The sequence below is a fragment of the Acetobacterium sp. UBA5834 genome, from assembly GCF_002435675.1.
GTDB lineage: Bacteria > Bacillota > Clostridia > Eubacteriales > Eubacteriaceae > Acetobacterium > Acetobacterium wieringae.
Map to the genome: position 1 here is coordinate 74,779 of NZ_DJGY01000047.1, position 11,951 is coordinate 86,729.

At 44.6% G+C, this 11,951-nt stretch carries 9 protein-coding genes; 2 read left to right on the forward strand and 7 right to left on the reverse strand.

The genetic code is table 11. From position 1 onward, the window contains the following. Positions 1-113: 113 nt before the first annotated feature. The 7 genes from purH to B3F51_RS09620 form a co-directional block, all read right to left on the reverse strand. Positions 114-1,643: a bifunctional phosphoribosylaminoimidazolecarboxamide formyltransferase/IMP cyclohydrolase gene (purH, locus tag B3F51_RS09590; protein ID WP_148638339.1), complete on the reverse strand. Its 1,530-nt coding sequence runs from the start codon at positions 1,641-1,643 to the stop codon at positions 114-116. A 53-nt stretch (positions 1,644-1,696) separates the two neighbouring features. Then, positions 1,697-2,329 carry a phosphoribosylglycinamide formyltransferase gene (gene purN / locus B3F51_RS09595; RefSeq protein WP_286946767.1) on the reverse strand — a complete coding sequence of 211 codons (633 nt, stop codon included), beginning with the start codon at positions 2,327-2,329 and terminating at the stop codon, positions 1,697-1,699. Next, on the reverse strand, positions 2,320-3,366 hold the full coding sequence (gene purM, locus B3F51_RS09600) for a phosphoribosylformylglycinamidine cyclo-ligase (RefSeq protein WP_250935647.1): 1,047 nt from the start codon (positions 3,364-3,366) through the stop codon (positions 2,320-2,322). The genes purN and purM overlap by 10 nt, the downstream gene beginning before the upstream one ends. Before the next feature lie 47 nt (positions 3,367-3,413). Next, positions 3,414-4,802 (reverse strand): amidophosphoribosyltransferase, encoded by a 1,389-nt coding sequence (gene purF / locus B3F51_RS09605; RefSeq protein ID WP_070372082.1) that lies wholly within the window; start codon positions 4,800-4,802, stop codon positions 3,414-3,416. A gap of 73 nt (positions 4,803-4,875) precedes the next feature. Then, a complete protein-coding gene (gene purC, locus B3F51_RS09610) occupies positions 4,876-5,583 on the reverse strand; it encodes a phosphoribosylaminoimidazolesuccinocarboxamide synthase (RefSeq protein WP_286946769.1) in 708 nt (235 codons plus the stop codon). 39 nt (positions 5,584-5,622) lie between these two features. Then, positions 5,623-6,117, reverse strand: coding sequence for a 5-(carboxyamino)imidazole ribonucleotide mutase (gene purE, locus B3F51_RS09615; RefSeq protein ID WP_228879449.1), 495 nt, complete (start codon positions 6,115-6,117; stop codon positions 5,623-5,625). A 61-nt stretch (positions 6,118-6,178) separates the two neighbouring features. Further along, a complete protein-coding gene (locus tag B3F51_RS09620; RefSeq protein ID WP_286946772.1) occupies positions 6,179-9,928 on the reverse strand; it encodes a phosphoribosylformylglycinamidine synthase in 3,750 nt (1,249 codons plus the stop codon). A gap of 235 nt (positions 9,929-10,163) precedes the next feature. On the opposite strand from B3F51_RS09620, the gene B3F51_RS09625 reads away from it, so the two are divergent. Both B3F51_RS09625 and B3F51_RS09630 read left to right on the forward strand, forming a co-directional pair. Then, positions 10,164-10,862 carry an MBL fold metallo-hydrolase gene (locus tag B3F51_RS09625; RefSeq protein WP_070372086.1) on the forward strand — a complete coding sequence of 233 codons (699 nt, stop codon included), beginning with the start codon at positions 10,164-10,166 and terminating at the stop codon, positions 10,860-10,862. 37 nt (positions 10,863-10,899) lie between these two features. Further along, positions 10,900-11,943 carry a PAS domain-containing sensor histidine kinase gene (locus B3F51_RS09630; RefSeq protein WP_286946773.1) on the forward strand — a complete coding sequence of 348 codons (1,044 nt, stop codon included), beginning with the start codon at positions 10,900-10,902 and terminating at the stop codon, positions 11,941-11,943. The last annotated feature ends 8 nt before the right edge of the window (positions 11,944-11,951 follow it).

The following is an 11,951-nucleotide window of genomic DNA, read 5'->3' on the forward strand; positions in this document are numbered from 1 at the left end:
ATTGTTCGAATTCAAGGCGGAGACGGTTTTGGCCGACGGGAGCGTATCTATTAATACGTGACCAAGGCCAAAACCGTCTCCAACGCAGAAGTCGGGCAATTATCGACGCAAAACTAGTGTTTGAAGTGGCGCATGCCAGTAAACACCATCGCAATCCCCGCCTCATCACAGGCTTTGATTGAATCTGCATCTTTTCCAGCCCCACCGGGTTGGATGATGGCGGTAATACCGGCTGCGGCGGCAGCCTTGACACTGTCGTCAAAGGGGAAGAAGGCGTCCGATGCCATCACTGCGCCTCTGACGTTTTCGCCGGCCTGTCGAATAGCATTTTCAAGGGCTCCGACCCGATTGACCTGGCCCGGTCCGTTGGCAATCAGACATTTATTTTTAGTCAGACTGATGGCGTTGGATTTGGTGTTTTTAACCGCTTTCCAGGCAAACAGCAATTCGGCCATTTCGGCTTCGCTGGGCTGACGTTTGGTGACGACTTTTAACTCATCATACAAGCTGGTATCACGTTCCTGAACCAGCAGACCACCCATCACTTTTTTGACTTCATAACTGGGTTCGTTGTGAATGATGTCGGCCAGCTCCAATAAGCGCAGATTTGGTTTCGCGGCCAGCACTGTCAAAGCTTCTGGTGTAAATCCCGGTGCAACGATTACTTCCAGGAATGTTTCCACCATTTCTTTGGCGGCGGCCTCATCAATCAAGCGATTCGAGGCAATAATGCCACCAAAAATCGAAACCGGATCGCTGTCATGGGCTTTTTTATAAGCCATCGCAATTTTTTCGTCGCTGGCAATGCCACAGGGATTGGCATGCTTAACCGCGACGATGGTGGGTTCATCCCCATATTCCTTTAAGATTTCCATAGCCCCGTTGGTGTCGTTGATATTATTATAGGAAAGTTCTTTGCCCTGAAGTTGTTTGGCAGCGGTGAGAGCGCCTTTAACCGGCACGACTTCGCCATAGAAAGCAGCTTTTTGGTGGGGATTTTCACCGTATCGCAGATCCTGAACCTTCTCAAAGGTCATCGTGATGGTGTCTTGTAAGACTTCCCCGTCGATTCGTTTTCTTAAGTAGTCAGCAATCATCGTATCATAGTTGGAGGTCGTTTCAAACACTTTTAAGGCCAGCTTATAGCGGGTTTGATAGTTTGTTTGACCGTTTGCTTCCAGTTCTGCGAGCACTACAGCATAGTCTTCCGGATCGACTACGACAGTTACGTCATTGAAGTTTTTGGCTGCCGAGCGCAACATCGTTGGTCCGCCGATATCGATGTTTTCGACCGCATCTTCAAAGGCAACCCCTTCTTTCAGAATCGTATTCTTAAATGGGTAGAGGTTAATGACCAACAGATCAATGGGAGTAATCTCAAGCTCTGCCATCTGTTTCTGATGATCGGGATTATTGCGGATACCCAGAATCCCACCGTGGATCTTCGGATGCAGGGTTTTGACCCGTCCGTCCAGACATTCCGGAAAGCCGGTCACTTCGGAAACGCCGGTAATTGTCAATCCTGCTTCTCGTAGAGCTTTGGCGGTTCCCCCGGTAGACAGGATTTCCCATCCCATTTCTGCCAGTTTTTTTGCAAATTCGACAATCCCACGTTTATCCGATACACTTAACAATGCTCTCATTTTATTCCTCCAAATTTATAACTCTAATAAGTTCCCTGTGTTTTTTATCAAATCTATACTGTTTTATTTTTGACAATTCGGCCTGTCACTGACAATTGATCAAGACAAAACGCCTTCACCGCTTTTGGTAAAAGCTCGTGTTCAATTTTGAGAACTTTTTGCTGGATCGATTCCGGGGTGTCGTCTTCGGCAACAATAACAGTTTCCTGCATAATTACCGGGCCGCCATCTGCCACTTTGTTAACAAAGTGAACCGTTGCCCCGGTGACCTTCACGCCATAATCGATGACGGCTTGATGAACACGCATCCCATAAAACCCGGCTCCGCAAAAAGATGGAATCAGGGCCGGATGAATGTTAATAATGGCATTGGGGTAAGCTTCCACAAAGGCCGGGGTAATAATTTTCATATAGCCGGCCAGCACCACCAGATCGACATCATAGCCTCTTAAAATCTCGACAATTTTTTGATCAAAGGCTTCATTACTGGGATAACCCTTGGGATTGACGGCCACTGCCGGAATCCCGGCGGCTTCTCCCCGTTCCAGACCAAAGGCATGGCGGTTATTGGAAATAACGACCACAATTTCACCATATTTGTGATGAATGGTATCAATCAGGGACTGAAAATTTGTTCCGCCACCGGAAACCATCACACCGATTTTTTTTAAAGCTTTTACAGACATAGCTCGATTTTTTCCTCTCCTTTTACAATGGAACCGAGAATAACCGGCTTTTCGCCCTTGGCAGTTAAACCGGATAGAAAGGCTTCAACCTGGTCAGCTGGCAGAACAGCCACCAGGCCAATCCCCATATTAAAGGTGGCATACATGCTTTCAGCGGCAATTTTTCCCGCTTCCTGGATAAATTTAAAAATCGGCAGGGTTTCGATCACACTGGCATCGACCTTGGCGCAAAGTCCATCAGGAATCATCCGGGGTATGTTTTCATAGAAACCGCCGCCAGTGATATGGCTCATGCCCTTAATTTTGCATGGTTTGATCAGATCGGCCAAGGCTTTTACATAAATTCGGGTCGGTGTCAGCAGGGCTTCACCCAGGGTCATACCGAGATCCTCCACATAGGTATTGATGTCCAGCGACAGATCTTTGAATAAAACCTTTCGAACCAGCGAAAAACCATTACTGTGAACCCCGGAGGATGGTAGCCCCACCAACACATCCCCTTCAGCAATATTCGCACCAGTGACAATATCATCTTTTTCAACAATGCCCACCGCAAAACCGGCCAGATCATACTCATCCAGGCCATACATGTCAGGCATTTCCGCCGTTTCGCCACCGATTAAGGCCATATTCCCCTGAATACAACCTTCAGCAATCCCTTTAACAATGGTGGCAATTTTTTGCGGATAGTTTTTGCCGCAGGCAATGTAGTCCAAAAAGAACATTGGTTGGGCGCCCTGACACAAGATATCATTAACACACATCGCCACACAGTCGATGCCAATGGTATCATGGCGATCCATCATAAAGGCCAGCCGTAGTTTGGTACCAACGCCATCGGTTCCGGAAACCAGGACTGGTTTCTGATAACCTGCGGGCAGTTCGAACAGCCCGCCAAATCCGCCCAGGTGCGAAAGAACCCGATCATTAAAGGTCCGCTTGACATCGGCCTTCATTAGTTTAACCGATTCGTAACCCGCCTCCACGTCCACTCCGGCTTGTCGATAGGCATCTGTTTTTATCTGATTTTCTGACATGTTTCCTCCATCTATTTTTAGTTCCAGTTTCTAGCATCACTTGCCAATTAGTCGTTGGCATTTAAAATTGGCACTTCCATCGGATATTCCCCGTCAAAGCAGGCCCGGCAGAAGGTTGTTTTACCGCCGACAGATTCGGTTAAGCCCTCCAATGAAATATAGGCCAGCGAATCGGCACCAAGAATTTCTCTGATTTCTTCGACCGTTTTCTTGGCACCAATCAAGTATTTTCGCCGCGGCGTATCAATTCCAAAGTGACAAGTATGGGCGACTGGCGGACTGGTAACCCGGAAATGAACCTCGGTTGCGCCAGCCTGTCTTAAAATCTCAACCAATCGTTTAGAGGTAGTCCCCCGAACGATGGAATCGTCGATAATAATAACCCGTTTGCCTTTAATGGTTTCTTTTAATGGGTTGAGTTTTATCCGTACCCCTTCTTCCCGCAACTTCTGATTGGGTTGAATAAAGGTTCGGCCAATGTATTTATTTTTAATCAAGCCGACACCATAGGGAATCCCTGATGCTTCAGCATAACCGATGGCTGCGCCAATTCCTGAATCCGGCACCCCAATGACTACATCGGCTTCAACTGGTGACTCTTTGGCAAGAATTTCGCCAGCTTTATGACGAGCCGCATAAACAGATGTTTCATCCATCACCGAATCGGGACGGGCAAAATAAATCAACTCGAAAATACAGGCTTTCTTTTTAACCCAGTTGTTTTGGCCATAACTGGTTAAGCCATTTTCGTCAATGACAACAATTTCGCCGGGTTCAACATCGCGAACCAGTTCCGCCCCAATCGCATCCAGGGCACAGCTTTCCGATGTCAGAAAATAATCTTCATCCTTCTTACCAATACAAAGCGGCCGCAAACCATAGGGATCACGAACGCCCACCAGTTTATCGCCAACCGTGATTACCAGAGCATAGGCCCCCTTGATGATTTCGACCATTCGTTGAATCGCTTCAATCATCCCGTGGCGCAGGCCTCTGGCTAAAATGTTGACCATTACCTCGGTATCAATAGTCGTCTGAAAAACAACGCCAGAGTCTTCCAGCATGTTCCGTAAAGCACTATCATTGATGAGATTTCCATTATGTGCCAAAGCTATTTGGCCCATACTGTGATTAACCGTTAATGGTTGAGCATTTGTGACCCCATCTTCGCCTGAAGTGGAATAACGAACGTGACCGATTCCGATATTACCTTTAAGCTGTTTTAATACGTTGCCTTTAAATGCATCACAGACCAGGCCCGTTTCTTTGTGGGTCGAAATCTTTCCGTCTTTGTTAACTGATATACCAGCGCTTTCCTGACCGCGGTGCTGAAGCGCATAAAGTCCATAATAGATATAGGAAGAACAATTATTCTCTTTCGATTTGAGATAGGCCCCCATTATTCCACATTCATCGCGAAACTTGTCATTTATCATTGGTGTGTGTATCCTCCAGGTATTTGATTTTATTTTTCCCGCACTTGAATTTTTATATGATACGAGTGATTTTTTATGCCTGAACCCGTTTTAGCATTTCTTCGTAGGCTTCTTCGATATGGCCAAGGTTTCTACGGAAGCGGTCTTTATCCAGTTTTTCATTGGTTTTTACATCCCAAAAACGACAGGTATCAGGTGAGATTTCATCAGCCAGAACAATTTGTCCGTCGTTGGTTTTACCAAACTCAATTTTAAAGTCAACCAGGTTGATCCCTCTTTCCAGAAAATACGCTTTTAAGATCTCATTAATTTTAAAGGTCATGTCGCGAATCACTGCAATTTCATCAGCGGTGGCCAATTCCATGGCGATGACGTGATCATCGTTGATAACCGGATCGCCAAAATCATCATTTTTATAGCAGAATTCAAAAATCGGTGATTTTAATTTCAAACCTTCTTCCAGACCAAGGCGTTTACAAATAGAACCAGCGGCGGTGTTACGGATAATCACTTCCAATGGAAAAATCGTCACCGCTTTAACCAATTGTTCGTTTTCGGAGAGAACTTTGACAAAATGAGTGGGGATACCTTTTTCTTCCAACATTGTAAAGATAACACCGGTCATTTTATTATTGATGACCCCTTTACCGCCAATGCTACCTTTAACCTCGCCGTTAAAAGCAGTCGCGTCATCCTTATACTCAATAATAAATTCGTTGGGATTATCGGTTTTAAAAACTTTCTTGGCTTTACCTTCGTATAACTGTTCTAATTTTTCCATTTTAATCTCCTTAAAATTTGATTTGCATCGATGATGTGTTTATAAAATTTCCTGAACCTTTTCATTTTTAGCAATAACTTCGTCGTTTAACTGAATTTTGAAAGCCTTCATTTTTTCGCGGATCTCCGGGTATTTGATTGACAGCATCTGAGCGGCTAAAATCCCGGCGTTTTCGGCGCCATTGACAGCGACTGTGGCCACTGGTACGCCGGATGGCATCTGAACGATTGACAAGAGCGAATCCAGTCCACCTTGAAAAGAGGTTTGAATCGGAATGCCAATGACCGGAAGTGGTGTGATCCCAGCGATAACTCCCGGCAAGTGGGCCGCTTTTCCCGCTGCCGCAATGAAAACTTCAATCCCCCGATCTTCGGCAGTAGTGGCATAGTCAAAGATTTTGTGGGGATTGCGGTGGGCTGAGATAACCTGAACATCATATTCAATGCCAAATTTCTCCAGCGCAATCAGACATTTTTTGACAATCTCAAAATCAGAATCACTGCCCATGATAACCGCAACTTTTGGTGTACTCATTTTTTAATCTCCTTCGTGTTTGCTTCTTAAATTTTCTAACACTAGTTTTCTTATTTATAATTTATTTAAAATAATTGACGCCAGCTTTAAAGATCTGCTGATCCATATTGCCGGGAATATTTTTATAGAGATTCTTGCCGATTCGTTCGGAGTGACCCATTTTCCCAAGGACCCGGCCATCCTGGCTGGTGATGCCTTCAACCGCATAAACAGAACCGTTGGGATTGAAGCGGCCATCAAGGGTGGCGGCACCCTCAAAATCCACATATTGGGTAGCAATCTGACCGTTTTCGATGAGGATTTTCAGCACCGCATCACTGGCGACAAAACGACCTTCGCCATGCGACATGGGCATCCGATGAATATCCCCGACCTTGGTATTGGCCAACCAGGGCGACAGATTGGAGCTGATTCGAGTCATCGGAATGGTGGACACATGGCGGCCGATGGTGTTAAAGGTTAAGGTCGGCATCTCCTCGGTAATTTCACAGATTTCACCATTGGGAACCAGTCCCAGCTTAATCAGGGCCTGGAAGCCATTACAGATCCCCAATACCAACCCATCCCGGTTATTGAGCAAATCCATGACGGCATCCATCATCTTGGGATTTCTAAAAACCGAGGCAATAAATTTACCGGAACCGTTCGGTTGATCCCCAGCACTAAACCCACCAGGAATCATTATCATCTGGGATGCTCTGATCTGCGCCGCCATTTCGTCAATGGAGTTGATTATATCCTGCGCTGACTGATTTCTGAAAATCGTCGTCACCGCTTTTGCACCGGCATTCTCAAAGGCTTTGACCGAGTCGTATTCACAGTTAGTTCCCGGGAAGACCGGGATAAATACCTGAGGTTTGGCTAGTTTATCTTTGTGGTATACAATCGGTGTGACCTTAAAGCTTAAGGTTTCCACGGCCCCACTGATTTCTGCTTTTTCTGGATAAACTGACCGCAGTGGTGCTTCCCAGACTTCGATCAATTCATTAATTGCGATGGCATCACTGCCAAATACAATTTTATTATTATCAGTGGTCTTGCCAATGGGGGTTGAGCCCTCCAGAATTTCAAAACTTTCGATCAAGATACTGCCATACAGTGGTTTAAACAAGAAGGCGGGATCGATCCGATCATTGATGTCAACCCCGATGCCGTTACCAAATGCCATTTTTGTCACTGCTTCAGCCAAACCGCCATAACCGATTGTTTTGGCGCTTAATATTTTGCCTTCCCGATTCGCTTTAATGATGACATCATAAACAGCTTTCACCGCAACTAAGTCCGGTACTCCATTTTTATCTAACGGTAAACTAAACAATTGTAACAATGACTCACTGGACTTGAGTTCACTGGTTATCACTGATTCCACGTGAGTTGTCGCCACTGCAAAAGAAATCAGGGTTGGTGGAACGGTCAGTTCGCCAAAGCTGCCTGACATACTATCCTTGCCACCAATGGCTGGCGTTCCCATGGCTGTCTGAACCTGATGGGCCCCTAAGAGCGCCGCAAAAGGGCGGCCCCATTTAATTGGTTCTTTGCCCAACCGTTCAAAATATTCCTGGAAACTGAGGCGGGCCTTTTTATAATCGCCCCCCATCGCAACCAGTTTGGACAGCGATTCAAGCACTCCCATCATCCCGCCTAGAAAGGGACTGCTTTTGGCGATGGTCGGATTGTAACCAAAGGTCATCATGCTGCAGGTGGTAGTGTCGCCATGAATCATCGGAATCTTGGCGATCATCCCGTCCATTGGTGACAAAGCGTTTTTGCCGCCATAGGGCATCGCCACAGTGCCAGCGCCAATGGTTGAGTCAAACATTTCCACCATACCTCGCTGACTGGCTACATTCAGATCTTTTAGCGTCTCTTTCATTTGATTGATAAAATCGAATTGTTCATCTTTTTTCGGGTCTTGATCCGCTGTTTTTATTGCGCTATCTATTTCTATTGGTGACTCAACTACCACATCAATAAATTGTGGTGCACCGTTGGTTTCAAGAAAGGATCGGGAAATATTCAAGATTTCTGCACCCCGCCATTTCATGATCAACCGACCTGAATCGGTGACAACGGCAACTGGGGTAATCTCCAGGTTTTCAGCTTTTCCCATAGAAATAAAGGTATCCACATCTTTAGGATCGACCACCACAGCCATTCGTTCCTGGGATTCAGAAATGGCCAGTTCGGTGCCATCCAAGCCTTCATATTTTTTTGGCACCTTATCCAAATCGATTTCCAGACTATCTGCCAGTTCGCCAATGGCCACCGATACCCCGCCAGCACCAAAGTCGTTACAACGTTTAATGAGATTCGCCAGTTCTTTACTGCGGAATAAGCGTTGGATTTTTCTTTCTTCGACGGGATTTCCTTTTTGAACCTCAGCCCCACTTTCCAGAATCGATTCTTCAGTATGGGCCTTAGATGAACCGGTGGCACCACCGCAACCATCCCGGCCAGTCCGACCACCAACTAGCAACACCACATCGCCAGGAGCTGGGCGTTCCCGGATGACATTTTCTTTGGGTGCCGCAGCAATCACGGCCCCGACTTCCATCCGCTTGGCCAGAAAACCGAGATCATAAACTTCCGTTACCTGACCAGTTGCCAAACCGATCTGATTCCCATATGAACTGTATCCATGGGCCGCTTCCGTCGAAATTTTACGTTGCGGCAATTTGCCCGGTAAGGTATCTTCAATGGCCGCCCGGGGATCCCAGGCACCAGTTACCCGCATTGCCTGATAAACATAACTTCGACCGGAAAGTGGATCCCGGATAGCCCCACCCAGACAAGTCGCAGCCCCGCCAAACGGTTCGATTTCGGTGGGATGGTTATGGGTTTCATTTTTAAACATCAGTAGCCATTCTTCGTCGACACCATCATGATCGACAACCATGTTGATGCTACAGGCATTGATTTCTTCTGATTCATCCAGATCTGGAATCCGCCCCGCTTTTTTAAGTGCTTTGGTACCAATAACCGCCAGATCCATCAGACTCATTGGTCGTTCGGAATTTTCGCCGTATAGATCCGTTCTGGCCTGACAATAATCAGCATAGGCCCGTTTCATCGCCTGTGAAATGGGGTCATCGCCCAGAAACTGCACCTGCTTAATCTGAGTTAAAAAAGTCGTATGACGACAATGATCCGACCAATAGGTATCAATTACCTTTAATTCCGTAATGGTCGGATTCCGCTGTTCTTCTTTATTAAAATAATTCTGAACAAATATAATGTCCTCAGTTGTCATGGCAAATCCGTGATCCAGACGAAACGCTTCTAATTGATCACCATTTAGCGTGATAAAACGATCCAGCGGTTTGATATCATTTGGCTCACGAACCTCATCAGCCAGGGTTGTAAAAGGTTCTAAACTGGCTTCCTGAGAATCCACTGGATTAATCATGTAGTGCTTAATACTCTCAAATTCATTTTGAGTTAATTCCCCTGTGAGTACAACAATTTTTGCGACTTTAACTAAAGCCCGTTCACCGGATACGATCTGAATGCACTGAATCGCGGAATCGGCATGCTGATCGTATTGCCCAGGTAGATACGAAATTCCAAATATTTTTTCATCAACTCTCGTTTCAAGACAGTCTTCAAATACCTGATCAACATTGGGTTCGGATAAAATAGTGCTAATAATCTGATCAAACAACTCATCTGCCACGTCTTGGACATCATATCGATATACTATACGCATGGATTCAAGCTTTTGAATCTTTAGAATCCGTTGAAAGGTATGTGTCAACGACTTGGCTTCTACTTCAAATTCGTCTTTTTTTTCTACAAAAATTCGTTTTATCACAATTTTTCCACCTTTTTAAATGATAAACTTATTTTACTATTTCCGAACAATAATATCAATAGAATTTAAAACGTTCGGATTATTTTTTTATTTTCCCGAATATTTTTCAAGTTTATCCGTTTATTTTCAAATTTTTAATCGATTCCGGTATAATTTGAAGTATAATTGCATTATATTTGGGTAATATAGTACTAACCAATTACTCGATATAAAAAAGATCCAAGAGAGGTAACATATGAAAATTTTCCATTTGCATCATAGCGGCTTTTTAATTCAATTAGCAGATAAAACACTGATCTTTGATTGTTTTACCCATATCCCAACCAGTCTCCTTCGCAAGGGACTTCCTCATTATTTTTTTGTGTCTCATGGTCACGGCGACCACTACACCGCTGATATTTTTTCAACCGAACGGGTTTATCACCCTACCTATATATTAAGTGATGATATCCCCAAAGCCTCTACTCATAAAACCCATACTATTGGCCCCTACCAGCACATGTCGCTGGGTGGGATGGACATCAAAACTTTTGGTTCCACTGATCAAGGTATCTCATTTTATATTGCTACCAATTCCCATCGGATTTTCCACGCCGGGGATCTCAATTGGTGGGACTGGGACACCAATGAAAAACCAAATATCGATCCGATACAGGAAGAAAAGGACTATAAAGCTGAACTGGAAAAAATGAAGAACCTGCCCATGGAATTCGCCTTTGTTCCGGTGGATCCCCGTCTGGGCGACTCCTTCTACAAAGCGGGCGAATATTTTATCGAAACCTTTCATCCCAAGGTACTCATTCCCATGCATTTTCGTGATGATTTCGAAATTATCCAGCGTTTCAAAGACAAAATCGGGAACACCAAAACGATTATTCCTGAATTTAAAGAACGGAATGTCAAAATCAAAAACACCTGGTCACCTGGCGTCTGAATTATCGAATCTTCTTACTTGCTGAAGGAGTATTGCTATGAACAATCTATTTTCGCTTAGTAAACAAAGTCGTCAACTCCTTGACTTATTTTTTACCATCAGTACAGAATTTCTTTGCATTGCCGATGAACGAGGGGCTATTTTACAAACAAATCAGGTTTGGGAAACGAAGCTGGGCTACCTGAATCCAGATCTTTATGACAAAAATCTCATTGATCTTGTTCATCCCAACGATGTGCCCAACTTGATTCTTGGCCTAAAAAAATTGACTGGAGAAAAGGAATCACTGACGCTTACCACTCGTCTACACTCCAATTTTGACTCCTATCTTTTTGTAACCTGGCAGTTTAAATGGGTCGATGGACTTATCTTTTGTTGTGGTAAAGATTTGACTGAACTCTATCAGGCAAAAAAAGATGCTGAGAGCGCCAACTTTTTAAAAAATCAATTGATATCGATTTTATCAAATGAACTAAAGGAACCTCTGGAAAGTCTGTTCCTGTTTTTTGAGTTAATGAGCAAAGCCAATTCCAGATCAGATCAGAAAACCTGTCTGGAGAATATCCATCTTTCCTCTTCACTTCTGGGAAATCTGATTGATGGGCTTCTGACAAACGATAGCAAGACTGGCCATGATGTGATTGTTTTTGATTTTCACACTACCGTCGAGGATGCAATCATCCCCTTGATCGCCAGCGCCAAGCGTCATAACATTGCCATCGAATTGTCAATTCATCCCAAGATTCCAACGACTGTCGTTGGTGATCCTCAACGACTCAAGCAAATCATCTCCTATTTAATTCTTAACGCCATGAAATGCCTGGAGCAAGGTAAGATTTTCCTTGAAGCTACCCCGGAAAATACCGACAAATCAGTTTTTAAGATTTATTTTAATGTTAAAACGTCTGGAATTTCGCCCTTAAAAAATGGCTTGGCAGACCCCTTTTTATTTACCGATGCCACCGGCGTCACAATGGCAAACAATCTCAGTTTTGGCCTGGAACTAGTGAAAACGCTGGTTGAAACCATGAACGGCAAATTTTCTGCTGCCAGGGACAATGAGAACAAGAGTGAAAAATAACGTTGGTT

Coding starts and splice junctions, on each gene's coding strand:
- purH (WP_148638339.1), bottom strand. CDS start 1,643: ATGAGAGCATTGTTAAGTGTATCGGATAAACGTGGGATTGTCGAATTT.
- purC (WP_286946769.1), bottom strand. CDS start 5,583: ATGGAAAAATTAGAACAGTTATACGAAGGTAAAGCCAAGAAAGTTTTT.
- purF (WP_070372082.1), bottom strand. CDS start 4,802: ATGATAAATGACAAGTTTCGCGATGAATGTGGAATAATGGGGGCCTAT.
- purM (WP_250935647.1), bottom strand. CDS start 3,366: ATGTCAGAAAATCAGATAAAAACAGATGCCTATCGACAAGCCGGAGTG.
- purN (WP_286946767.1), bottom strand. CDS start 2,329: ATGTCTGTAAAAGCTTTAAAAAAAATCGGTGTGATGGTTTCCGGTGGC.
- B3F51_RS09625 (WP_070372086.1), top strand. CDS start 10,164: ATGAAAATTTTCCATTTGCATCATAGCGGCTTTTTAATTCAATTAGCA.
- B3F51_RS09630 (WP_286946773.1), top strand. CDS start 10,900: ATGAACAATCTATTTTCGCTTAGTAAACAAAGTCGTCAACTCCTTGAC.
- purE (WP_228879449.1), bottom strand. CDS start 6,117: ATGAGTACACCAAAAGTTGCGGTTATCATGGGCAGTGATTCTGATTTT.